Here is a 22,593-nt window from a genome sequence, read left to right on the forward strand (position 1 = left end):
TCGACATCGACCGAGGAGCGCGTCACCGTGACCGTTCTGTCGTCTCCGCCCGAGACCGACGCCGCGGCTGTATGGAAGCCGCCGACGGACGGTTCGCCGGCTGACAAGACCACCGATTCCCCGTCCGAACGCCCGCCGTCCGACCCGGCGTTCGCCATCCCCGGAGCGGCGCTGCTGATCTTCGCGGCACTGCTCCTCGGCTTCGTCGCCAACCTCACCGTCGTCGGGCACCTCCAGCACGCCAGGGCCCAGCAGATCGGCTACGCCGATCTTCGCAAGCAGCTCGCCGAAGGCGTCGCCCCCGTCGGTCAGACCGACATCAACGGCAAGTTGCTGACCCCCGGCGCTCCCGTCGCCATCCTCCGCGCCCCGGCGATCGGCCTGCGTGAGGTGGTCGTTGAGGGTACGACGTCCTCGGTTCTCACCGGCGGGCCCGGCCACAGCCGGAAGTCGGCCCTGCCGGGTCAGCCCGGCACCAGCGTCATCATGGGGCGCCAGTGGGGCTACGGCAGCCCGTTCCAGGCCATCGACCAGCTCAAGCCGGGCAATCGGATCGAGGTGACGACCGGTCAGGGCAAGCACACGTACCAGGTCATCGGCGTCCGGCGGGCCGGCGACCGCGTACCGGTCGCCAAACAGGGCCAGGGCCTGCTCACCCTCGTCACCGCCACCGGCTCCCCGTACACCCCCTCGGGGGTGCTCCGCGTCGACGCCGAGCTGACGTCCGACGTCCAGCAGCGTCCCAGCCGTGTACTCAGCCCTGCCCAGATGAGCAAGGCCGAGGAGGCGCTCGAAGGGGACAACTCCGCGTGGCTGCTGATCCTGCTGTGGAGCCAGCTGCTCCTCGTGGTCGCCGGTGCCGTCACGTGGCTGTACCGCCGCTGGGGCCACTGGCAGACATGGATCGTCGGCCTCCCCGTTCTCACGGCCGTGGGCATCGCCCTCTCCGGCGCCGTAACCCGTCTCCTCCCGAACCTGCTCTGACCCGAGGTGCCCTGACATGACCATCACCGACACCAACGTCTCCACCGTCAAGCTGCCCGCCGTCGGAGCCGCCCGGCCCGCGACGCTCGAAGCCCGCGACATCTCCGCCTGGTTCGGCGACCACAAGGTCCTCGACCGGGTGTCGCTGTCCATGCCCGCACAGAAGGTGTCGGCCCTCATCGGCCCCTCCGGCTGTGGCAAATCGACGTTCCTGCGCATCCTCAACCGGATGCACGAACTGGTCGGCTCCGCCTCCCTCGCCGGGCAGGTGCTGCTCGACGGCGACGACATCTACGACCGCGGCCGCCGCATCACCCACGCGCGCCGCGAGATCGGCATGGTGTTCCAGAAGCCGAACCCCTTCCCGGCGATGTCCATCTACGACAACGTCCTCGCCGGTCTGAAGATGAACGGCATCAAGGCGTCGCGCGCCGACAGGGACGACCTGGTCGAGGAGTGCCTCACCAAGGGCGGCCTCTGGAAGGAGGTCCGCGACCGTCTTCGCCAGCCCGGCGGTGCACTCTCCGGCGGTCAGCAGCAGCGCCTCTGCATCGCCCGTTCGCTGGCCGTGCGCCCGCGCGTGCTGCTGATGGACGAGCCGTGCTCAGCCCTCGACCCGACGTCGACGCGCCGCATCGAGCAGACCATCGGGGAGCTGAAGGGCGAGGTGACCATCGTCATCGTCACCCACAACATGCAGCAGGCCCAGCGCGTCTCGGACCAGTGCGCCTTCTTCCTCGCCGAGCAGGGCACCCCGGGCGTGATCGTCGAGCACGGCCCGACAGAGACCATGTTCAACTCGCCTCAGGATCAAAGGACGTCCGACTACGTCAACGGCCGCTTCGGCTGACGAGCCCGTCCTTGCCGACCCACGGTCACGGTCCTGCTGAATGCCACGGCCGAGGACGGCGGTCGGCTCTTGGGGGTCTTACGACCCCTCGGCAGATGCGTCGCCAAGTCCGTTGAGAGCGACTACGAGTTCGTGACTATCGGGACCTACTGCTTCGGACTCTCCTGAACTGCGGGTCCGTCGCAGCACAAGGCGAGAGCTGACGCCACAGGCACGAATGTCGATCCACCGTCAGGAGAAGAGGGAGGGCGCCGTGGTCCTGCATGCCACACGCCGCAGGGTGAGCGGACCTGGGCGACGGGGCGGCCTCTCACGCCCGCTCGCCGCCGTCGTGGGAGCTGCCGTCGTGGGGTTGCTATCCGCGTGCGCCGGCCCAGGGACTCCCTCCCGCCAGACGAACGCCGACTGGGACCGCCCCTCAAGCGCACCCCCAGCGCCGGGCGCCACCCTTACCGGTGCACCCTCCGCCCCGGCGCCGAAGCCCGCGCCCCAAGGCAGCGCCGCGGGGCGGGGCGCGGCGCGACTCCCTTCGTCCCACGCGCCGACAAAGGCCCCCAAGCACCCGCGGAGCACGACGCCGGAGAGCAGCAAGTCCCTCCCGGCCAAGCCTTCGGCGCCCGGCACTCCAACCACCGCGAAACCTGCCCCCCTCATCTCCCCGGCTCAGAAGTCGACACCCGACCCGAGCGTGACGACCATCCACATCGGCAGGTGGTCCCGCCCGCTGATCCGCGGCGGCCAGGAAGAGGTGGACGCCTGCAGCGCGGCGGTCCTGTTCGAGGGGCCGGTCCCGGGCAAGGAGAACGGGTTCGAGATGAACACCTCGGTGATCGTCGGGCACGACTTCTGCGGATTCGACCACTTCGCCGACCTGCCCGTGGGCACAGAGGTCAGGATCACCGGCCCCAAGGGCGAGCTGAAGTACCGGGTGTACGCCAACTACATCACCCCGGGACAGGGCGGTTCCAACAGCGGTCTCTACTGGGGCGACATCACGTTGCAGAGCTGCCTCGGCCCGGACACCGGATTCAGCTACCTGGAGCGTGTCTCACCGGTAATCCGGCGATGAAGTGCGGCCGTCGCGCTCGACGGCTCGGCGGCCATCGCCGCGCTGAACAACGACATCGCGCTCGGCACGCACTGCCTCGACTTCGCGGGCGTGACGCGAGGGCCGAACAACATGTCCACCAACGACTTGAGCTGGCTCCGGTTCGCCAGGGACGGTGTGACCGTGGCGGTGCGCACGGACAGCGGTCTGGTGGACCACGACTTCACCACGGCCGAGCTGCAGGACATCTACCGGTGCAAGGTCACCACGGTCGACGTGGGCGGTCGCGCCATCGCCGTGAGGCCGCTGCTCCCGGAGGTCGGTTCGGGTACGGGCGCGTACTGGGCTGCGGTGATGGGGATCAGCTCCACCATGCCGCCGTCCTGCGTCGGCGGGGCCGAGGAGCACGACGGCCGTTCGCTGGTCAACGAGGGCGATCTCATGCCGTTCTCGATCCCCCAGTTCATCGCCCAGGTCAACGGCGCCGCGACGAACCGTCTCGGTGCCGCGGACATCCGTCCCGTCGACGGCGTGGACCCGTACACGCAGTCCTTCACCTTCAACACGAGCTTCCCGATCGCCCGTGACGTCTACGTCGTCGTCGAAACGGCCCGGCTGACAGAGACGGCGATCGCCGCGGCGTTCGTCGGCCGCGGCTCGCTCGTCTGCTATGACGCGGCGATCACCGAACTCCACGGCTTCGGCCCGCTCGCCAACTGCGGTTCGGTCGCCTTCACCGGCGAGAGCTGACCGGCTGGGCGGGACCAGGTCAACCAACTGGCGGGTGCCCCGCGCGGGGCGTCCGGCAGTCAGGGCGCCGGTCCCGCCCGTCTGCTGGAATGACCCGCATGAGCATCTTCGTCCGAGCGCGGTTCGACATCCGGGACGGTCAACAGCAGGCGGCTTCGAGGCGCTGGCACTTGCGCTGCGCGACCGGGCCGCCGAGGAGCCCGGGACCCTTGCCTACCGGTGGTTCTCGGCCGGTGACGAGGGCAGTTACCTGGTGCTGGAGGAGTACGCCGACGAGGATGCGGCCATGGCCCACAACGAACGTGCCGCGGATCTGCTGACGCGGGTGGGGCAGTGCGCCGAGATGGTGTACGCGGAGATCTACGGGGACGTCGGGCCCCGGCTCCGCGAGTGGGCCCGGTCGCACCCCCAGGTCACCGCTTACGCAGACTTCCCCGGCCCCGGTCAGGGCGGAGAGGGCTGAGAGACGGCGCTCAGGGCTCAGGCGACCTGGGCGTCCAGTCCAGGGCGTCCAGGGCGGTGCGGGGCCACTCGTGGTCCGCGCCGGGGGGCGATTGCGGTGGGCCGTCGGCCGACTCGTGGCGCAAGCGCCCGGCCCGACCACGGAGTCACCGCGCCGTTCGGTTCCGCATGCGGTCGTGACCGGTCCCGTCGGACCGAACGTGCCGCGACCACGGCGGGAGAGCGGTCGGCGGCTGCCGGCTTCCGGAGCCGTCCACCCTCGGGCTGGCCCCTGGAGACCTGCTGCTCCGAGGTGATGGACTGGGCGCCATGACGACACTGCCGCACCGCGTCCTCGGCGCGCTCGAGCGGTTCAACGCCGCGCACCCCTGGGACCACAACGCCCATTACCACCGGTGGATCCTGCGGCAGGTCCCCCGGCGCTTCGACACCGCCCTTGACGTCGGCTGCGGCAGCGGTGACCTGGCCGGACTCCTGGCCGTACGCGCCGCCGAGGTGCGGGGAATCGACACCGACCCGGCGATCGTGGCCCGGGCGCAGGAGCTGACGTCCCCGGAGGCGCCGGTCACCTTCACCGTCGCGGACGCGCCGACCGGGATCCCGGCCGCCGGTCCGTACGACGTCATCACCTGCGTCGCCACGATCCACCACTTGCCGTTCGGCGATGCCCTCAGAGCCTTCCGGCGCCACTTGGCACCCGGAGGGACCCTGGTGGTCGTCGGCCTGTACCGCGCGCGGACACCCGTGGACCACCTCCTCGGCTACGCGGCCGTTCCGCTCAACGCCGCCACGGGCTGGCTCAAGAACAGGGGCCGTCCGGCGCCGCGTCCGGTCGCGATGACGGCCCGGACCCGGCCGGCGGAGATGAGCTTCCCCGACATCGTCCGCGAAGCCCGCGCCGTGCTGCCCGGGGCGCGGCTGCGGCGTCGGCTGTTCTGGCGCTACTCGCTCGTATGGCACGCCCGTTGAGCAGTGGGGGCGGCCGGCCGGTCATCCCGTGGGCACGGTCGGGTGGTGGGAGCGCGCGGCAGGCGGTGTGACCCGGACGCGGGGGAGCCGGCGCACAGGGGAGACGGCGATGAGGGCGATGGCGCAGCAGAGGGCGATGAGGGTCCCGACCAGCAGGAGGTCGCGGATGGTGAAGAGGGCGCTGACGGGGCCGGCGATGGCCTGGCCGAACGGGGCGGCGAGGATCGAGCCCGCGATCTCGTAGGCCGTCACGCGGTTGAGCCGGTCCTCGGAGATCTGGGTCTGCACGGTGGTGGCCCACTGGACGCCCCAGAACGCCCAGCCGATCCCGCTCACCCCGTACCCGAGCAGGAGCAGCGGCAGGGCGGGGACCAGGGCCGCCGCGAGCGGCATCAGCGGGAACAGGAACATCGCGAGCCCGCCGCCGAGCAGCGGGCGGGACGGGCGGACCCGGATCGCGACCAGGCCGCCGAGTACGCAGCCGGCGCCGAACGCCGCCTCGGCGTACCCGAACGCGGCCTTGCCGTGCGCGTCGATGATGGCGGCGGCGCCGAGCGGGGTGATCGGGCCCCAGACGAAGATGCCCAGGAACCACCAGATCAGGATGACCGACCACATCCAGGACCGGGAACGGAACTCGTCCCAGCCGGTCCGCAGGTTCGCGAGCGTGGAGGCCGAACGGTCCACCACGAACGGGGGCAGCCGCAGCGCCACCAGGCAGACCCCGCTCACCGCGAACGTGGCGGCGACGACCGCAAAGACGGGGGCCACCGAGACGGTGGCGACGAGCGTCCCGGCGAGCGCCGGCCCGGCCATCGTGGAGAGCCCCTGGGCGACGCGCAGCACTCCGTTGGCGTGGTGGGGGTCGGCGGCGACCTGTGGGACCAGGCTGGACACGCCGGGCTGGAACATCGCGGTCGCGGTCCCGCCGAGCGCGGCCACGCCGACGATGAACCACAACGGCGCCCGGCCGACCCAGAAGTAGGCCGCGAGCGCGCCCATGAGCAGGCTCCGGGCCGCGTCCGCTCCGATCATCAGCGGTCTGGGGTGGAAGCGGTCCGCGAACACCCCGCCGAAGACGACGAAGAGCGCGAACGCCCCCATCCAGGCGGCGAGCGCGAACCCGACCGCGCTCACCCCGTACCCGAGCGACAGCATCGCGACCGACAGCGCGACGGGGATCATCGCGTCGCCCAGCATCGACGCGATGCGGGCAGTGAAGTAGAGGCTGAAGTTCCAGGTCCAGAGGCGGGGGCGCGCGAGGTCGGGCGGGACCATTCAGGCTTCCTTCGAGCTGCGAGAAGTCCGTGCTGTGGCCTGGAGCATGCCGTCCGTGACGGTGCGGGCCGCGACACAGGGAGGCGTACGAACCCTCTGCGGGTATGCCCTGGCGGTCAAGCGAATTTCGCGCCCGGCCTCCGTCGCCCCGCGCCCGCGCCCGCAGGGCTTGGCGAGATTCCGTTGGAAGGTGTCAGTCGTGCCACTGGGACGGGCCGCGCCGCGCGCCTAGCGTCGAAGCGGCTCATCCGCTCCGGCCCCCCAAGGACACCGCATGCACGTTCAGATCGTCCTGTTCGACGGTTTCGATCCGCTCGACGCCATCGCCCCCTACGAGGTGCTGTACGCCGGTGCCATGGCCTTCGCCGTGACGGTCGACGGCGAGACCCTCACCGGCACCTCCCGCGCCGGCCGCCTCCCCGCCTCCAAGGTCACCGGCCGACGCCGCACCGCGCCGTAAGGGCCTGCCCCGGCGACAGGGCAATGCCGTCGCCGACGACGAGCGGCTCCCGGTCGGTGAGCTCGCTCGCCACCCGCGGGCCGGGCCCGCAGGTCTGTATGCGCCGGGTTCTGAGGCGTTCCTAAGGTTTCCCGAGAGTTCCGCTGAGCCGTGGATGGTCTGCTCACTGGCGGGCGACGGCAGGAGCCGCGCACCCGCACAGCGAAGGAGAACGAGCATGCGCATGAACGCCCGACGGCTCACGGCGGCGGCGGTGTTCGCCGCGGTGACCGCGTTGACGACCGGGTCGGTGGCCGCGTCCGCTGCCTCGCCGGCCGGGAGCCACGAGGACAAGGGCGACAAGCACAGGCACTGCGTCGTCGTTCCGGGGAAGCTCCGGGAGCTGAACGCCGAGGACCGCGCCAGGATCGAGAAGAAGCTGAAGGAGGCCCGTGCGGAGCGGGGCACGGTGCTCGGCGGGCTGAGCGGTGAGCCGCGTCTGAGGGTCGAGAGGAAGCTGGAGGAGGCGGGCCCGGAGCTTCCCGGGAAGCTCCGTGAGCTGATCGGCGACGAGCGTGCCGGCGTCAAGGGCAAGCTGGAGAAGCTGGACCAGCTGGAGAAGGTGCGCAAGGCGGTCCCGAGGAAGACGGTCCGCGACGGAAAGATCTGCCATGCGGCGGGCCCGGAGAAGGTGGACCGCGGCCGTGTCTCCGACGCGATGGTCAAGAGCCTCGTCTCCCGGCTCGGGGTCGGCGAGGCCGACGCCCGCAAGGCCGTCGACAAGCTGTTCGCGCTCGGCGAGCAGCAGAAGGGCATCGACCCGGAGAGCAAGGAGTTCGCGGCGTTCGCCAAGGAGTTGGGGGTCGCTCCGGAACAGCTCTCCGACGCGCTGAAGGAGGCGCGGAAGGACCTGCGCGAGGACCTGCGGGAAGGTCCGCCGAAGGATCTGCGCGAGCAGCAGCCGAACGGCAGCTGACACCGCTGCCTCGTGACGGCCGGCGCGCGGACCGGGCCACCCGTGTCCCGCCCCGGCCGTCCGTACCCCCCCCGGTCCTTATCGAACCCTGATCCCGCTGCACGGAGACTACGGCCATGCGTGTGATGGTGGTGGACGACGACGCGGCGGTGCGCCTCTCGCTGGCCCGCGCCCTGACCAGGGACGGGTACGAGGTCTCCGAGGCCGCGAACGGAAACGCGGCCATGGAGGTCTTCGCGGGCGCCCGCCCGGACGCCGTCGTGCTCGACGTACTGATGCCCGAGCCGAACGGGCTGGAGGTCTGCCGCCGGATCAGGTCCCGCGGCGATCGCACCCCCATCCTCATGCTCACCGCCCGCGACCTGGTCGAGGACCGGGTGGCCGGGCTGGACGCGGGCGCCGACGACTATCTCGTCAAGCCCTTCGCCCTGGACGAGCTGAGGGCCAGGATCCGCGCCCTGCTGCGGCGCAGCGGTGCAGGGCACGGGGAGGTGATCCGCTTCGCCGACCTCGAGTTCGACGTGGCGGCCTGCCGGGCCCGGCGCGGCGACCGGGTGCTGGAGCTGACCCGGACCGAGTACGCGCTGCTCGAACTCTTCGTACGCAATCCGCGCCGCGTGCTCAGCCGTTCGCTGATCTTCGACGCGGTGTGGGGGTACGACTTCGGCCCCTCGTCCAACGCCCTGTGGGTGTACGTCAGCTATCTGCGCGGCAAGCTGGAGGCCGGGGGCGAGCCCCGGCTCATCCAGACGGTCCGCGGCCTCGGCTACGTCCTGCGGGAGGAGCCGTGAGCCTCGGCAGCCGGGTCGCCCTCGCGGGCGGCGTCGTGGTGTGCGCGGCCCTGGTGCTCGCCTCGCTGGTCATCTACCCCCTGCTCAGCGCCAATCTGCACCGGCAGCACGACAGCACGCTGGTGTCGGCGGCCGACCACGACGCCGGGCAGTTGCTCGACACGCTGATGCGCAGGACGAAGCAGGCGCTGGACGCCCGGCAGCACGACCCCGCGGAGGTCAAGAAGCGGCATCTCACCGAGACGTTCCCCCGCAAGCCGGTGACGGTCGGTCCGACGCTGATGCAGTTCCTGCCCCGGCCCGCCGGCCGGGGGCCCACCTCGGGCTTCATCGCCGTCAGCGAGCGGGACATGCTGGTGGCCGTCGGCAAGACGGGGCCCTACTTCCAGGACGTCGAGTACCAGGGGGAGCGCTACCGGGTCTACACGACGTCGCTGAACGCGGGGGACGGGATCCTGGTGCGGACCGCCGTGCGGCAGTCGGTCGTCGAATCCACCCTCGACGAGCTGAAGGTGCTGCTCGTCGCGATCACCGCCGGCGGCAGCCTGCTCGCCGCGGTCGCCGCCCGGCTCGCCGCGGGGCGGGTGCTGCGTCCCGTGCGCCGGCTCACCGACACCGTCGAGCATGTGACGCAGACCCAGGACCTGACGGCGCGGATCGACGTCCCGGGCCGGGACGAGATCGCCCGGCTCGCCCGGTCCTTCACCGCGATGATGGCCGCGGTCGACGAGTCGGTGAAGGCCCAGCGGCGACTGGTCGCCGACGCGTCCCACGAGCTGCGTACGCCGCTGACCAGTCTGACCACCAACCTCGAACTCCTCGACGAGGCCCGGGGGGTGGCCGACCCGCAGGCCCCGGCGCTGGTCCGCGAGGCCCGCACCCAGGCCGAGGAGCTGAAGCTGCTCGTCAACGACCTGGTGGACCTGGGCCGTTACGGGCACGCACCGGTCCACACCGAGGACACCCGGCTGGATCTGCTGGCCGAGCGGGTGGTGGCCCGTGCCGCGGCCCGCTCTCCCCGTGTCGCCTTCCGTACGGAGCTGTCCGAGTGCCTGGTGCACGCGGACCCCGACGCCCTGGAGCGCGCCGTCGGCAACCTCGTCGACAACGCGGTCAAGTGGAGCCCCGACGGCGGGCGGGTGCTGGTGCGCGTGACGTCCTGCGGTTCGGTGACCGTCACCGACCAGGGGCCGGGCATCCCGGAGGCGGACCTGCCGTACGTCTTCGACCGCTTCTACCGCTCCCCGGCGGCCCGTTCACTGCCCGGCTCGGGGCTCGGCCTCGCCATCGTGCGCCAGGTCGCCGAGACATACGGCGGCGGCGTCGCCGCCGAGCCGCTGGAGCACGGGCACGGCCTGCGGATGCGGATCTCGCTGCCCGCCCTGGTCTGAGAGCGCGGTACGTGATTGATTGCCCGTTTCGCGGTTGAGCTGGGGTGAGGGTTGCTGGTTACCGGTGTGTGCTGGGGCTCAAGTGCTGGGCGGAGCGAACAAGCCGGGTTCGGGCTCGGCGAGGATGCCCCTGGCGACCAGGCGATTCAGCTTGGCGCGGATGCCTTCGGTGTTCTTCGCGATGATCGGCAGGTCGAGGGCCTGGCACACTTCGCGGGCCCGCATCGGCTGGCTGGTGTCGGCGAGAACGGTGAGGATCTGCTGGTAGTCGGGGTGATCGGGGACGTCGGGACGGTCCGGCTCGTCGGCGGACGCGGGGGTGGGCAGGGCCAGGAGGGTCTTGTGGGTGACGTGCGAGTTCTCGCTCTCCGCCTCGAGTTCGGCCGGCTGCGCGGTGAGCTCCTCAAGACGGACGCGGATCTGCCCGGCCTGTTCGGCCAGTTCGCGCTCGCGGATCTCGATGTACTCCAGGACGGCTTTGACCTGCATGTTCCTGCTCATGCGGTCCTCCAGGAGGGAAGGGCGGCGTCGGTGAGGCGGCGGGCCATGACGGAGGTCATCGCCCAGTAGACGCGGGAGCGGGACGAGGTGAGCCGGTGCTCGTAGTCGCGCACCAGGCGGCGGTAGAACATCAAGATCCCATTCGTCTGCTCCACGATCCACCGCTTTGCCTGCGGGACAAAGCCCTGGTCGGTGGGGTTGCGCTCGACGATCTCGACGTCGATGCCGAGCCTGGCGCCGTGGTCGACGACCGACTTCTTGAAGCCTTGGTCGACCAGGGCCTTGGTGACCGTGTCGGTCTGCTCGGCGACGCCGTCGAGGAGAGTGATGCCGGCGGCGTTGTCATGCGCCGAGGCCGGCAGGACGGCGATCGCGATAATCAGCCCTAAAACGTCCACGACCAGGCATCTCTTCCTGCCCGGCACTCCTTTTGCGGCATCCTTGCCGGTCGTGTCGGCTGGAACGCCGACCGCGGCATGGATGCTTTGTGTGTCCATGGCCACCAGGCTCGGGTCGGCTAACCTCCGCTTCTTCTCCCGCAGTTGCCAGCGCATCAGGTCATGGATGGTCTGGTCGGTGCCGTCGTCGCGCCAGAGGTGGAAGTGGTACTTCACCGCGCCGGGCGGCGGCAGGTCGTGGGGCAGGAACTGCCACTGGCAGCCCGTCCGGTTCTGGTACAGGATCGCGTTCACGATCTCCCGCATCTTGTACTTGCCCTGGTGGCCGCTGACCGAGGGGTGCCGGGCCTTCCACGCCGTGATCACCGGTTCGACCAACACCCACTGCTTGTCGGTGAGATCACTCGGAAATGGATTGCGCATGCTCATACCAGAACCCAAGCGGACCCCGAACCGCTGACCGGCAGCGATATGCCAACGTCACACCATCGAGCGAGGGCAAGCCGGACGGAAGATCACGTAGCGCACTCTCAAGGTCGGGGAGCGGTGTGCCGATGGACCGGGTGACGACTACGACCGTTCACTAGCGCATAAACGTTCAACGCGTTCAACGCGTTCAACCCGTTCAGGTGCTCCGGCGGGTCGCGACACGAGCCGGTGATGGTGCCTACTGAAGCATGGACCTCTTCGTACCGTCCTTTTCAACCCCGCACACCGCGCACATCAACCCTCATGCACGGCGAGCACGGGATCACCTCAGGGCATGGTCAAGGCAGATGCGGTTGGTCGGTGACGGGCCGGACGGTGAGGAGTTCGATGCCGTCCTCCTTGACCGCCTCGCCGCATGGACCTATCCCTACGCCGACGAGAACAAGATCCTGCTCATGGCCGACTGGATGGGCTGGTTCTTCGCCTTCGATGACATCCTTGACGACACCGCGGCAGGCAGGAACCAAGACTTCGCCCGCCTAGTCGCGGACAGCATCAACTCCGTGTACACCAGTTCCGGCCGCTGCCCCGCACCACATCCAGACGTTGAGCCATTCCGCGATGCCATGGATGATCTCTGGACCCGCACCACCGCCGACATGCCGGGCCCCTGGTGCCGCCGTCTGGCCACAGACTTGGTGGAGTACCTGAACTCCTACCGCACACATGCCCTCGTCAACGCTCACCGTGTCACTCTTACCGAAGACGCCTACCGGACCCACCGCTTGGCGTCGAGTGCCGTCCTGGTCTCCCTCGATATCGCAGAGGCCGCAACTGGGCACCCCCTCCCGGAATCCCTACTCGTCCACCCGTTCATCCGCATTGCGCGCGAAAGCGCGAACAACGTCGTCTCCTGGGTCAACGACCTCTACTCGGCACCCAAGGAACTGAGCCTGGGCGATCTATGCAACTACGTCGCGGTCTTGCAGTGCCAAGACGACTGTTCTCCCCAAGAGGCCGCCGAGCGGATTGCCATCCGGGTCACACAGCAGACCGAACGTTTCCTGCAAGCCGAGCAGGACATCTACGCACAGCTCATTCCACATGTACCGCCCGCCGAACAATGCGCTCTACGCCTGATGCTCAACGGACTTGCTAGCTGGATGAATGGTAACCCTGCCTGGTCCGCAGAAAGCGCCCGCTACCGCGCCCGCCAGATCCCCGCCAAAACACATTGAAGTAGCAGTACTCGGCAGACTGACACGGGCACACGGCCTAAGGAAGGCACACATGGCTACCGCCACGCGCCTCACCACTCCTCCCACCGCTCCCGGACGCCTGCCGCTGATCGGTCACGCGCTCGCAATGTGGCGGCGCCCCCTGGAGTTCCTCGATTCCCTCACCGCGTATGACCAGATCGTCGCCATCTATCTGGGACCCACACCGACCTACGTCCTCGCCGGACCCGAGGTCGTCGACCGGGTGATGGTCGCCGACGCTGGCCACTTCGCCAAGGGCCGCTCTTTCGAGAAGCTCCGCGACTACCTCGGCGAGGGTCTCGCCACCTCCGAGGGCTCCTACCACCTCCGCCAGCGGCGCCTGATGCAGCCGGCCTTCCATCACCGGCAGATCGATCACTACGCGCGAACCATGGCACGGCTGGCCGACCAACGAGTCGCATCCTGGCAGGCCGAACAGGTCATCGATGTCACCCAGGAGATGTTTGACCTCTCCCTCGCCATCGTCACCTCCACGCTGTTCTCGACCACACTCAACGAGCACATTGCCGCAGACATCCGTCACGACGTGCCCGTCGTGCTCCGCGGCGTGTACAACCGGGCCATCGATCCGACCGGCCTCTGGCAGAAGCTCCCCACTCCTGGCAACCGCCGCCTCACAGCCGCACACGACCGGCTGCGTCAGGCCATCGACCACCTCATCCGCACCCGGCGCGCCGGCCTCCCCACCGAGCAGCCGGACCTGCTGTCGATGCTCCTGCAGGCCCAGGACACCGACAGCGGCAACACCATGACTGACCAACAGGTCTACGACGAACTCATCACATTGCTGGTCGCGGGCACGGAGACAGCGGCAGGAGGGCTGGCTTGGCTCTTCCATGAGCTGGGCCGGAACCCCGCTGTCGACCGAGAACTCCACGAGGAGCTGCGGACAAGGAGCGGGGGGGCGCCTTCATTCGAACAACTCGGCCATCTCCCGTACACGCAACGGGTGGTGGACGAAGCGCTGCGCGTGCGCAACCCCGGAGGCGTCACGCTGCGACGAGCGACCACGGAGGTCGAACTTGCGGGCTACCGGTTTCCGCCGGGTGCTGAGTTCATGTTCAGCGCGCTTGTCCTACACCGGAACCCGCACCACTTCCACGACCCCTTGAGGTTCGACCCCGACCGCTGGCTGCCTGGTCAGAAGGCCGCTCCCCGCGGCGCGTTCCTTCCCTTCGGCGCTGGAAAGCACAGGTGCATCGGCGAAATGTTCGCGCGCGCGGAGATGACCACGGTGGTCGCAGCCCTGGCGAGCCGGTGGCATCTGGAGCCGCTCCCATGGGCGCAGGTACGGGGAGTCATGACATCCACCAACCACCCCGCCAACCTCCTGATGAAAGCTATTCCTCGCGAAGTGAGGTGACGGCGTTGTCCAGTCGTCGATCGTGATCCTGCCTACCAGCAGATCCTCACCGTTCTCGCCGACACCAGCCAACCGCGAAACGGGCAATCACTCACGTACCGCACTCTGAGAGCTCTCCCCCCGCAGGAGCCGTCACGGCGGTCCGGTCCACACCAGCAACTGGTACGCCCCCAGCCACGCCGACATCAGCGCCGCCCCGCCCAGCACCATCACCGCGACCGGCCGCCGCGCCCGCGCGACGGCCGCCGCGATCGGCAGCAGCAGCGGAAACGCGGGCATCAGGAAGCGCGCGCGGGGGAAGTAGACGCCACCGCTGCCGAGGACGACCAGCAGCAGGACGCCGGTGAAGACGACGAGGACCAGGGGCTGGCGGTCCATCAGGCACAGCGCGTACAGGCCCACCGAGACGATCAGGACGAGCGACACCAGGACCAGCCACAGCATGGGGCTCGCGTCGTAGGCGAGGTTCTGGCGGAGCTCCCACAGTGTGCGCCTGCCGCCGTCCCAGGGGTTGCGCCACAGCCTCTGCACGGCGAAGTAGCCGTCCCAGCGCCCCACCCGCTGCCCCACCCAGGCGACGAAGCCGCACCAGCCCAGCGGTGCGATCAGGGCCCCCGCCAATGCACGCCGCTCGCGCGCGCGGACGTACGCCAGCAGCGCGCAGACGGATACGGCCGCGGCGACCGCGATGCCGGTCGGGCGGGTCAGGCCGGCGAGGACCGCCAGCCAGCCCGCCCACAGCCAGCGGCCTTGCAGCGCCGCGAACAGCGACCAGGCCGTCAGGGCCGTGAAGAGGGATTCCGTGTAGCCCATCCACTGGACGATCCCGACCGGCGACGCGCCCCAGAGCAGGGCGAGCACGGTCCCGGTGCGCCGGCCGGCCACGCGGTCGCCGACGGCGAAGATCCCCCAGGCAGCGGCCAGGGACGCGAGCGCGGCGAGCACCAGGGCCACCGATGCCCGGCTGCCCGGTGTCACGGCCGCAGCGGCCTTGATCAGCAGGGGATACAGCGGGAAGAACGCCAGGTTGTTCGAGTCGAGTTCGGTGCCGAGCTCGCGCTGGTAGCCGTGGTCGGCGATGCCGAGGTACCAGTGGGAGTCCCAGGAGGCGGCGAGCGTCGGCCACAGGCCGTGGCCCTGGATGTGCACCCAGCGAGCGAGGACCAGTAGGCCGAGGAGCCGGACCGTGAGATAGCCGCACAGCGCCGGCGTCGCCCGGCCGAGCGCGGTCAGCAGGCGCGCGTGCCGGCCCGGTACGCCGCCGCCTCCCGGGGCCGGGGGCCGACGGGAGGCGGGGACGGTGAGACGGTGGCGGTGGTGCGTCGCGGTCGGTGGCACTGCGGCTGCTCCGGTGGCTCGGCGGGGTACCGGGGTCACCTTCGCCCCGGGGCCTCCGCCGGGCACGGGCCGCTGCGTCAACTGCCGTACGGGATTCACCCGCACGAGTCCATCGGCCGCCAGATGCCGCAGTGGTCGGATGCCGGTGGCCGGATGCTCCCGCGGTCGGATGCCGGTGGCCGGACGCCCGCGCCAGACGTCGGCGGTCGGATGCCGGCGGTCGGATGCTCCCGCGGTCGGATGCCAGTGGTCCGGACGCCCGCGTCGGATGCCGGCGGTCGGACGCCCGCGCCGGACGTCGGCGGTCAGATGCCGGCCGCCTCCGCCAGATCGCGCTTGATCGCCCCGAGGACCTCGGCACCGCGCGCCCGCGCGTCCGCCAGCTCGCTCGGGCCGCCGACCGGAACGACGACCTCCAGGTAGCACTTCAGCTTCGGCTCGGTGCCGCTCGGGCGGACGATGACGCGGGCCTCGAACTCGCCCTCCAGGTAGTAGCGCAGGCCGTCCGTCGGGGGCAGCTGCTCGCTGCCCTTCGTCAGGTCCTGCGCCGAGACGACCCGGAGCCCGGCCAGCAGCGTCGGCGGCCGCTCGCGCAGACGCCGCATCGCGTCCGCGATGACGCCCAGGTCGTCGACGCGCACCGACAGCTGGTCGGTGGCGTGTAGCCCGTGCTCGACCGCGAGGTCGTCCAGCAGGTCCGAGAGCGTACGGCCCTGCTCCTTCAGCTCCGACGCCAGCTCGGCGACGAGCAGGGCGGCCGTGATGCCGTCCTTGTCGCGCACGCCGCCGGGGTCGACGCAGTAGCCGAGCGCCTCCTCGTAGCCGTACCGCAGGCCCTCGACGCGCGAGATCCACTTGAAGCCTGTCAGGGTCTCCTCGTAGCCGAGCCCGGCGGCCTGCGCGATCCGGCCGAGAAGCGACGACGACACGATCGACTCGACGAACGTGCTGTTATCGTCGCGCGCCGAGACCCCCTTGTGCACCAGGTGCGCGGCGAGCAGCGCGCCCACCTCGTCGCCGCGGAGCATCCGCCAGCCGCCCTCGGCACCGTCGTCGGGCACCGCGACGGCGCAGCGGTCGGCGTCCGGGTCGTTGGCGACGACGATGTCCGGCCGGACCTCGCGCGCCTTCGCGAAGGCCAGGTCCATCGCGCCCGGCTCCTCCGGGTTCGGGAACGCGACGGTCGGGAAGTCCGGGTCGGGCTCCGCCTGCTCCGCCACGAGCACCGGCGCCGGGAACCCCGCCCGCTCCCAGGCCGCCAGTACCACGTCCGTGCCGACGCCGTGCAGGGCGGTGTGGACGACCCGGGCGGTGCGCGGCGAACGGGGGCTCAGGACCGCGTCCGTACGCGCCAGATACGCGTCCAGGACCTCGTCCCCGAGGGTCTCCCAGCCGCTCTCCGGGCGCGGTACGTCGTTCAGGTACCGTACGGCGTCGATCTGCGCGGCGATCTCGCCGTCGGCGGGCGGCACGATCTGGGAGCCGTCGCCCAGGTAGACCTTGTAGCCGTTGTCGCGCGGCGGGTTGTGGCTCGCGGTGACCTCGATGCCCGCGACGGCGCCCAGGTACCTGATCGCGTACGCCAGCACGGGCGTCGGCAGCGGCCGCGGCAGCAGCGCGGCGCGCAGGCCGGCGCCGGTCATCACGGCGGCGGTGTCGCGGGCGAAGTCGGCGGACTTGTGGCGGGCGTCGTAGCCGATGACGACGAGGCCGCCGGTGTGGCCCTGCGCCTTGAGGTACGCGGCGAGGCCGGCGGCGGCGCGGATGACCACGGCGCGGTTCATCCGCATCGGGCCCGCGCCGAGCTCACCGCGGAGGCCGGCGGTGCCGAACTGGAGCGTTCCGGCGAAGCGGGCGGCCAGCTCGGCCGTGTCCCCGGCCTCCGCGGACTCGATGAGCCTGCCGAGCTCGTCCCGGGTCTGCGGGTCGGGGTCCTCGGCGAGCCAGGTCTGGGCCTGGGCGATGAGCTCCTGCGCCACGGTGTGCCTTTCTGGTGTCGTTGTCGTCGCCCGCCCCAGCCGGGCGGGGCTGCGTGTGCTTGCCCGCTTGTGCCGGCCCATCACCGGCCCGGGGGCCGGACCACCGGGTTCAGCCATACCCGATGACCGCGCGAGGGGGACGCGGAGGGGTCGTGTTCCGGACGTAGAGGCGGCCGCAACCGGCGCGAAGCGCCGTGAGGACCGACAGTCCGGGATACGGCCCCGGAGCGGCACCGCACCCGGACGGCAGACGACCCGGTGCCGGCCGACCCGCTAGGGGTCACCGCGGTGCGGCCACCGCCGCTCCGGATCCGTACACGGACCACCGCTGGAGGGGGCCGCCCGGCGCGGGGTGCCCTCGTCCGGGGCGGCAGCCTCCGGCGTTTCCGGACGCGGCCCCCGGAGCGCGTCAGATCCGGTCCAGGACCTTGGTCAGCAGGTCGCCCATGCGGGACGCGGAGTCGCGACCGGCCTGGAGGACCTCCTCGTGGTTGAGGGGCTCGCCCGAGAGGCCCGCGGCGAGGTTGGTCACCAGGGAGATGCCGAGCACCTCGGCGCCCGCCTCGCGGGCCGCGATCGCCTCCAGGACGGTGGACATGCCGACGAGGTCGCCGCCCATCACACGGACCATGTTGATCTCGGCCGGGGTCTCGTAGTGCGGGCCGGGGAACTGGACGTACACGCCCTCCTCCAGCGTCGCGTCGACCTCCTTGCACAGGGCGCGCAGCCGCGGCGAGTACAGGTCGGTGAGGTCCACGAAGTTCGCGCCGACGATCGGGGACGCCGCCGTCAGGTTGATGTGGTCGCTGATCAGGACGGGCTGCCCGGGGCGCATGCCCTCGCGCAGGCCGCCGCAGCCGTTCGTCAGGACGACCGTCTTGCAGCCGGCGGCGACGGCGGTGCGCACACCGTGGGCGACGGCGGCGACGCCGCGGCCCTCGTAGTAGTGCGTGCGGCCGAGGAAGACCAGTGCGCGCTTGTCGCCGATCTTGTACGAGCGGATCTTGCCGCCGTGGCCCTCGACGGCCGGCGGCGGGAAGCCGGGCAATTCGGTGGCGGCGAACTCGGCCTCGGGAGCGCCGAGGGCGTCGACGGCCGGCGCCCAGCCGGAGCCCATCACCAGGGCGACGTCGTGGGTCTCGGCACCGGTGAGCTCGCGCAGGCGTGCGGCGGCCTCGGTGGCGGCGGCGTGGGGGTCCGGGTGGCTAACAGAAACGTTCACGGGAAAAGGGTAGCCCGTGAAACCCTACGCGCGTAGATGACGATGCTCACGACTCGGCCACTGATTCCTCGTGGCATCGCACAAGGGGGCGTGCGGAGGGGGCGCAGGGCCGCACCGGAGGCGGGCCGGGCGGCTTCCGGCTTCGGAGCGGGGCCTGGAAGCGGGCTTCGGAGCAGGGCGTCGAGCCCGGTGTCGCGCGCCCGGTGTCGCAGCACGGCGTCGCGCGCCCGGTGTCACAAGCCCGGCGTCGCAGCACGGCGTCGTCGTCCGGCGGCGCGGCCGGTGTCAGCAGGGACGCTTGCGCAGCTCCATCACGTAGTCGTGCGGTGCGCCCGCCGACTCCGCGGCGTCCGCCAGTTCGCCCAGGTAGCGGGCGGAGGGCAGACCGCCCTCGTACCCGTTCAGCACGTACACCCAGGCAGGTTCCTCGCCGTCGAGCGTGTGCACCCGGACCCGCATCCGCCGGTATATGTCGAGCCCGACGCCCTCCCAGCGGTCCATGGAGTCCTCGTCGAGCGGTGCGACGTCGTACAGCGCGACGAAGACCTGGGAGCGCGGCGCCTCCACGATCGTGGCCAGCGCTCCCTCCCAGCCCATCTGCTCGCCGCCGAACGTGAGCCGCCAGCCGCTGAGCCAGCCCGTGCCGCGCAGCGGGGAGTGCGGGGCGCGGCGGGACATCAGCCGCGCGTCGAGGTTGCCGGCGTACGCGGCGTAGAGCGACATGGGATCGAGGGTACGGGAGGGGAGGCACCGGTCGCCCGCCGCGATCCCGCGGGCCGGCCCGGCCGCCCGTTCCGAGCGCCCGTGCCGGGGTGGGCGGTGGCCCCGGCGCGAAGCACCTTGAGGCGTGCGGGACAATGGGTTCGACGGACCACCCGGCAGAGCGAGAGCACGAGGCGTACCCCAGTGACCCGGATCGTGATCATCGGTGGCGGACCCGGCGGATACGAGGCGGCCCTGGTGGGCGCCCAGCTCGGCGCGGAGGTGACCGTCGTGGACTGCGACGGCCTCGGCGGGGCCTCCGTCCTGACCGACTGCGTACCCTCGAAGACACTGATCGCCACCGCCGAGGTGATGACCAACTTCGACTCCTCGCACGAGGAGCTCGGCATCATCGTCGCGGACGACACCCCGCACGTCGAGCAGGCCGCCCGCATCGTCGGCGTGGACCTCGGCAAGGTCAACCGGCGGGTGAAGCGCCTCGCGCTCGCCCAGTCCCACGACATCACCGCCTCCGTCACCCGTGCGGGCGCCCGCGTCATGCGGGGCCGCGGCCGGCTCGACGGGCAGCAGGCCATGGACGGCTCGCGCCAGGTGGTCGTCACCGCGGCGGACGGCAGCGAGGAGCGCCTCACCGCCGACGCCGTGCTGCTCGCGACCGGCGGACACCCGCGCGAGATCCCGGACGCGCAGCCCGACGGGGAGCGCATCCTGAACTGGACGCAGGTGTACGACCTGCACGAGCTGCCCGAAGAGCTGATCGTGGTCGGTTCCGGTGTCACCGGCGCCGAGTTCGCGGGCGCGTACCAGGCGCTCGGTTCCCGGGTCACCCTCGTCTCCTCCCGTGACCGGGTCCTCCCCGGCGAGGACCCGGACGCCGCTGCCGTCCTGGAGGACGTCTTCAGGCGCCGCGGGATGAACGTCATGGCCCGCTCGCGCGCCCAGTCCGCCAAGCGCGTCGGCGACCGGGTCGAGGTGACGCTGGCGGACGGCCGGGTCATCTCCGGTACGCACTGCCTGATGGCCGTCGGCGCGATCCCCAACTCGGCGGGGATGGGGCTCGAGGAGGCCGGGGTCAAGCTCACCGAGTCCGGTCACATCTGGACCGACAAGGTCTCGCGCACGTCGGCGCCTGGGGTGTACGCGGCCGGCGACGTGACCGGCGTCTTCGCGCTGGCGTCGGTGGCGGCCATGCAGGGCCGGATCGCGATGTACCACTTCCTGGGCGACGCGGTGGCGCCGCTGAACCTGAAGACCGTCTCGTCGAACGTCTTCACCGACCCCGAGATCGCCACCGTCGGCTACTCGCAGGCGGACGTGGACGGCGGCGTGATCGACGCACGCGTCGTCAAGCTTCCGCTGCTGCGCAACCCGCGCGCGAAGATGCAGGGCATCCGGGACGGCTTCGTCAAGATCTTCTGCCGCCCCGGCACCGGGATCGTCGTCGGCGGAGTGGTCGTGGCCCCGCGCGCATCGGAACTGATCCACCCCATCTCGATCGCGGTCGACAACAATCTGACGGTTGAACAGATCGCAAATGCTTTCACCGTGTACCCCTCGCTTTCGGGGTCGATCGCGGAGGTCGCGCGGCAGCTGCACACGAGGAAGACGACGAGCCTGGCCTAGCACGGGCCGGACCCGCGGCAATCCCCGGAATCCCCGGCAAGAGGGGGCAATCCCAGGGGCCTGGCGGTGCGTTGCCATATCACGTATCGCCGCACCACGTGCGCAACTTCGCCAATTCGGCGCAAAGTGCTGAAGGATATGGGCCGGTGGGGTTACTGTCAGTTTCGTGTTCGCTGCAGAACGTCGTCAGTTGATCCTCGAAATGGTGCGCGCCAACGGGGCCGTTTCGCTCCGTGAGCTCGCCCGCGTCGTCCAGACCTCCGAAGTGACCGTACGGCGGGACGTGCGTGCACTGGAGGCAGAAGGACTCCTCGACCGCCGGCACGGCGGTGCGGTACTGCCGGGCGGATTCACGCGAGAGTCCGGCTTCCCGCAGAAATCCCATCTCGCGACCGCGGAGAAGACGGCCATCGCCGACGCCGCGGCGTCCCTCGTCGAAGAAGGCGAGGCCATCGTCGTCGGCGCGGGGACGACCACGCAGGAGCTGGCGCGCCGGCTCGCGCGGGTCCCGGGGCTGACCGTGGTCACCAACTCGCTGCTGGTGGCGCAGGCGCTGGCGCATGCGAACCGGGTCGAGGTCGTCATGACCGGCGGGACGCTGCGCGGCTCCAACTACGCGCTCGTGGGCAGCGGGGCGGAGCAGTCGCTCCAGGGGCTCCGGGTCTCGCGGGCCTTCCTCTCCGGCAGCGGGCTGACCGCGGAGCGCGGGCTGTCCACGTCCAACATGCTGTCGGCGAGCGTGGACCGGGCGCTGGTCCAGGCCGCGGCGGAGGTGGTGGTCCTCGCGGACCACACCAAGCTGGGCACGGACACGATGTTCCAGACGGTGCCGACGGATGTGATCACGCGGCTGGTGACCGACGAGCCGCCACCGCATGACGACCGGGCGGCGACGGAGCTCCAGGCGCTTGCGGACCAGGGGGTCCAGATCGCGGTGGCGGGCGCGGGTTCGGGTGCGGGTACGGGCTCCGGGGCGGGGGGTGGTGAGGGCGCCCGCCCTCGCCGTGAGGTCCCGCTCCCGGGCCAGCGCCGCACCCATCCGGCCCTGCGGCCCGCGCCCGCGGCCCTGGACCACCCGGACCGGGCGCGCGTGGCGGACCTCCGCAGGCGCTGACCGCCGCCGGGGGTCCAGGCCTCAGGGGGTGTCCGGTGGACACCCCCTGAGGCCCCGCAGGGTCAGCCGCAGGAGGCGGTCGGGGAGGTCCGGGTCGTCCGGGGCCTGTTCGGCGGCGAGGGCGATGGCGTTGGTGAGCTGCATGAGGTCGCCGATGGAGACGTCCGCCCTGATCGCGCCCGCCTCCTGAGCGCGGGTCAGCAGGCGGGCGCCCGCCTCGCGCAGGGGGATGCTGCACTGGGACAGGGACGCCGACATGAGGGCCCGCGCAACACCCCGGTACTCACCCGCATGGGTGACGACGGCGCGCAGCCACTCCACGAGCGCCCCGCAGGGCTGCTCCGCCGAGGCCAGTTCGCGCGAGCGCTCCAGGAGCGCGGCGAGCGCGTCCTGGAAGACCGCGTTCATCAGGGCGTGGCGGTTCGGGAAGTGGCGGTACAGCGTCCCGATCCCCACCCCCGCCCGGCGGGCGATGTCTTCGAGGGACGCGTCCGTGCCGTTCTCGGCGAACGCCGCGCGCGCCTCGACGAGCAGCCGGTCGTAGTTCCGGCGCGCGTCGGCGCGCATCGGGCGTGCCGTGCTCGTGGTCATGGCACCCAGCATGCCAGTGCCGTACACACGCGTGGGCCCGCCGGGTCTTGGGCCTTGCTTCCGGATCTTGCCGGGCTCGCGTGCCCTGGCACGC

General features: G+C 71.1%; 21 protein-coding genes and 2 pseudogenes. 15 read left to right on the forward strand and 8 right to left on the reverse strand.

Annotated elements, in window-relative coordinates:
* Window positions 1-27: 27 nt before the first annotated feature.
* The 7 genes and pseudogenes from KK483_RS22535 to KK483_RS22560 all read left to right on the forward strand — a co-directional run bounded on the left by KK483_RS22535 (window position 28) and on the right by KK483_RS22560 (window position 5,063).
* Entirely contained in the window at window positions 28-984 is a 957-nt protein-coding gene (locus KK483_RS22535) for a sortase (RefSeq protein WP_262007016.1), read from the forward strand.
* 16 nt (window positions 985-1,000) lie between these two features.
* Entirely contained in the window at window positions 1,001-1,834 is an 834-nt protein-coding gene (gene pstB, locus KK483_RS22540) for a phosphate ABC transporter ATP-binding protein PstB (protein WP_262007017.1), read from the forward strand.
* Window positions 1,835-2,522: 688 nt separating this feature from the next.
* Window positions 2,523-2,903 carry a hypothetical protein gene (locus KK483_RS22545; RefSeq protein WP_262007019.1) on the forward strand — a complete coding sequence of 127 codons (381 nt, stop codon included), beginning with the start codon at window positions 2,523-2,525 and terminating at the stop codon, window positions 2,901-2,903.
* A 111-nt stretch (window positions 2,904-3,014) separates the two neighbouring features.
* The gene (locus KK483_RS22550; protein WP_262007020.1) at window positions 3,015-3,632 is read left to right on the forward strand and encodes a hypothetical protein; all 618 of its coding nucleotides are present in this window, start codon (window positions 3,015-3,017) and stop codon (window positions 3,630-3,632) included.
* Window positions 3,553-3,876, forward strand: a pseudogene (locus KK483_RS35540) (hypothetical protein); the annotation flags it as partial. The gene KK483_RS22550 and the pseudogene KK483_RS35540, both read left to right, overlap by 80 nt.
* Window positions 3,877-3,918: 42 nt before the next feature.
* Window positions 3,919-4,095, forward strand: coding sequence for a hypothetical protein (locus KK483_RS22555; protein WP_262007021.1), 177 nt, complete (start codon window positions 3,919-3,921; stop codon window positions 4,093-4,095).
* A 308-nt stretch (window positions 4,096-4,403) separates the two neighbouring features.
* Window positions 4,404-5,063 (forward strand): bifunctional 2-polyprenyl-6-hydroxyphenol methylase/3-demethylubiquinol 3-O-methyltransferase UbiG, encoded by a 660-nt coding sequence (locus tag KK483_RS22560; RefSeq protein ID WP_262007022.1) that lies wholly within the window; start codon window positions 4,404-4,406, stop codon window positions 5,061-5,063.
* Between the two features lie 21 nt (window positions 5,064-5,084).
* Here the strand turns inward: KK483_RS22560 and KK483_RS22565 are convergent, their stop codons facing one another.
* Window positions 5,085-6,341: an MFS transporter gene (locus KK483_RS22565; RefSeq protein WP_262007023.1), complete on the reverse strand. Its 1,257-nt coding sequence runs from the start codon at window positions 6,339-6,341 to the stop codon at window positions 5,085-5,087.
* A 274-nt stretch (window positions 6,342-6,615) separates the two neighbouring features.
* Here KK483_RS22565 and KK483_RS22570 point away from each other — a divergent pair.
* The 4 genes and pseudogenes from KK483_RS22570 to KK483_RS22585 all read left to right on the forward strand — a co-directional run.
* Window positions 6,616-6,720, forward strand: a pseudogene (locus KK483_RS22570) (DJ-1/PfpI family protein); the annotation flags it as partial.
* A 298-nt stretch (window positions 6,721-7,018) separates the two neighbouring features.
* The gene (locus KK483_RS22575) at window positions 7,019-7,756 is read left to right on the forward strand and encodes a hypothetical protein (RefSeq protein ID WP_262007025.1); all 738 of its coding nucleotides are present in this window, start codon (window positions 7,019-7,021) and stop codon (window positions 7,754-7,756) included.
* A gap of 116 nt (window positions 7,757-7,872) precedes the next feature.
* Window positions 7,873-8,547 carry a response regulator transcription factor gene (locus KK483_RS22580; protein WP_262007027.1) on the forward strand — a complete coding sequence of 225 codons (675 nt, stop codon included), beginning with the start codon at window positions 7,873-7,875 and terminating at the stop codon, window positions 8,545-8,547.
* On the forward strand, window positions 8,544-9,938 hold the full coding sequence (locus tag KK483_RS22585) for a cell wall metabolism sensor histidine kinase WalK (RefSeq protein WP_262007028.1): 1,395 nt from the start codon (window positions 8,544-8,546) through the stop codon (window positions 9,936-9,938). The genes KK483_RS22580 and KK483_RS22585 overlap by 4 nt, the downstream gene beginning before the upstream one ends.
* Before the next feature lie 78 nt (window positions 9,939-10,016).
* Here KK483_RS22585 and KK483_RS22590 read toward each other — a convergent pair whose 3' ends face one another.
* Window positions 10,017-10,439 carry a hypothetical protein gene (locus KK483_RS22590; protein ID WP_262007030.1) on the reverse strand — a complete coding sequence of 141 codons (423 nt, stop codon included), beginning with the start codon at window positions 10,437-10,439 and terminating at the stop codon, window positions 10,017-10,019.
* Window positions 10,436-11,266, reverse strand: a complete 831-nt coding sequence (locus KK483_RS22595) for an IS5 family transposase (RefSeq protein ID WP_262007031.1) — start codon at window positions 11,264-11,266, stop codon at window positions 10,436-10,438. The genes KK483_RS22590 and KK483_RS22595 overlap by 4 nt, the downstream gene beginning before the upstream one ends.
* Before the next feature lie 248 nt (window positions 11,267-11,514).
* On the opposite strand from KK483_RS22595, the gene KK483_RS22600 reads away from it, so the two are divergent.
* The gene (locus KK483_RS22600; protein WP_262007032.1) at window positions 11,515-12,504 is read left to right on the forward strand and encodes a terpene synthase family protein; all 990 of its coding nucleotides are present in this window, start codon (window positions 11,515-11,517) and stop codon (window positions 12,502-12,504) included.
* A 52-nt stretch (window positions 12,505-12,556) separates the two neighbouring features.
* The gene (locus KK483_RS22605; protein WP_262007033.1) at window positions 12,557-13,909 is read left to right on the forward strand and encodes a cytochrome P450; all 1,353 of its coding nucleotides are present in this window, start codon (window positions 12,557-12,559) and stop codon (window positions 13,907-13,909) included.
* 132 nt (window positions 13,910-14,041) lie between these two features.
* Here KK483_RS22605 and KK483_RS22610 read toward each other — a convergent pair whose 3' ends face one another.
* From KK483_RS22610 to KK483_RS22625, 4 genes are all read right to left on the reverse strand, one after another.
* On the reverse strand, window positions 14,042-15,247 hold the full coding sequence (locus KK483_RS22610) for a mannosyltransferase family protein (RefSeq protein ID WP_262007034.1): 1,206 nt from the start codon (window positions 15,245-15,247) through the stop codon (window positions 14,042-14,044).
* Between the two features lie 305 nt (window positions 15,248-15,552).
* Complete coding sequence (locus KK483_RS22615; protein ID WP_262007035.1) at window positions 15,553-17,226, reverse strand: phospho-sugar mutase; 1,674 nt, start codon at window positions 17,224-17,226, stop codon at window positions 15,553-15,555.
* Window positions 17,227-17,635: 409 nt separating this feature from the next.
* On the reverse strand, window positions 17,636-18,448 hold the full coding sequence (locus tag KK483_RS22620) for a purine-nucleoside phosphorylase (RefSeq protein WP_262007036.1): 813 nt from the start codon (window positions 18,446-18,448) through the stop codon (window positions 17,636-17,638).
* A gap of 285 nt (window positions 18,449-18,733) precedes the next feature.
* Window positions 18,734-19,171, reverse strand: a complete 438-nt coding sequence (locus KK483_RS22625; RefSeq protein WP_262007037.1) for a gamma-glutamylcyclotransferase — start codon at window positions 19,169-19,171, stop codon at window positions 18,734-18,736.
* Window positions 19,172-19,354: 183 nt separating this feature from the next.
* On the opposite strand from KK483_RS22625, the gene KK483_RS22630 reads away from it, so the two are divergent.
* The gene (locus KK483_RS22630; protein WP_262007038.1) at window positions 19,355-20,794 is read left to right on the forward strand and encodes an NAD(P)H-quinone dehydrogenase; all 1,440 of its coding nucleotides are present in this window, start codon (window positions 19,355-19,357) and stop codon (window positions 20,792-20,794) included.
* A gap of 166 nt (window positions 20,795-20,960) precedes the next feature.
* On the forward strand, window positions 20,961-21,908 hold the full coding sequence (locus tag KK483_RS22635) for a DeoR/GlpR family DNA-binding transcription regulator (protein WP_262007039.1): 948 nt from the start codon (window positions 20,961-20,963) through the stop codon (window positions 21,906-21,908).
* A gap of 21 nt (window positions 21,909-21,929) precedes the next feature.
* Here the strand turns inward: KK483_RS22635 and KK483_RS22640 are convergent, their stop codons facing one another.
* Window positions 21,930-22,499: a TetR/AcrR family transcriptional regulator gene (locus tag KK483_RS22640; RefSeq protein WP_262007040.1), complete on the reverse strand. Its 570-nt coding sequence runs from the start codon at window positions 22,497-22,499 to the stop codon at window positions 21,930-21,932.
* Window positions 22,500-22,593: the final 94 nt, after the last annotated feature.

Source organism: Streptomyces sp. FIT100 (genome assembly GCF_024584805.1).
Taxonomy (GTDB): domain Bacteria; phylum Actinomycetota; class Actinomycetes; order Streptomycetales; family Streptomycetaceae; genus Streptomyces.

Excerpts from the sequence above, each read along its gene's own strand:
- KK483_RS22595 (WP_262007031.1), bottom strand. The coding sequence starts at position 11,266 with ATGAGCATGCGCAATCCATTTCCGAGTGATCTCACCGACAAGCAGTGG.
- KK483_RS22580 (WP_262007027.1), top strand. The coding sequence starts at position 7,873 with ATGCGTGTGATGGTGGTGGACGACGACGCGGCGGTGCGCCTCTCGCTG.
- KK483_RS22560 (WP_262007022.1), top strand. The coding sequence starts at position 4,404 with ATGACGACACTGCCGCACCGCGTCCTCGGCGCGCTCGAGCGGTTCAAC.
- KK483_RS22575 (WP_262007025.1), top strand. The coding sequence starts at position 7,019 with ATGCGCATGAACGCCCGACGGCTCACGGCGGCGGCGGTGTTCGCCGCG.
- KK483_RS22550 (WP_262007020.1), top strand. The coding sequence starts at position 3,015 with ATGTCCACCAACGACTTGAGCTGGCTCCGGTTCGCCAGGGACGGTGTG.
- KK483_RS22565 (WP_262007023.1), bottom strand. The coding sequence starts at position 6,341 with ATGGTCCCGCCCGACCTCGCGCGCCCCCGCCTCTGGACCTGGAACTTC.
- KK483_RS22640 (WP_262007040.1), bottom strand. The coding sequence starts at position 22,499 with ATGACCACGAGCACGGCACGCCCGATGCGCGCCGACGCGCGCCGGAAC.
- KK483_RS22600 (WP_262007032.1), top strand. The coding sequence starts at position 11,515 with ATGGACCTCTTCGTACCGTCCTTTTCAACCCCGCACACCGCGCACATC.
- KK483_RS22625 (WP_262007037.1), bottom strand. The coding sequence starts at position 19,171 with ATGTCGCTCTACGCCGCGTACGCCGGCAACCTCGACGCGCGGCTGATG.
- pstB (WP_262007017.1), top strand. The coding sequence starts at position 1,001 with ATGACCATCACCGACACCAACGTCTCCACCGTCAAGCTGCCCGCCGTC.
- KK483_RS22555 (WP_262007021.1), top strand. The coding sequence starts at position 3,919 with ATGGCCCACAACGAACGTGCCGCGGATCTGCTGACGCGGGTGGGGCAG.
- KK483_RS22605 (WP_262007033.1), top strand. The coding sequence starts at position 12,557 with ATGGCTACCGCCACGCGCCTCACCACTCCTCCCACCGCTCCCGGACGC.
- KK483_RS22590 (WP_262007030.1), bottom strand. The coding sequence starts at position 10,439 with ATGAGCAGGAACATGCAGGTCAAAGCCGTCCTGGAGTACATCGAGATC.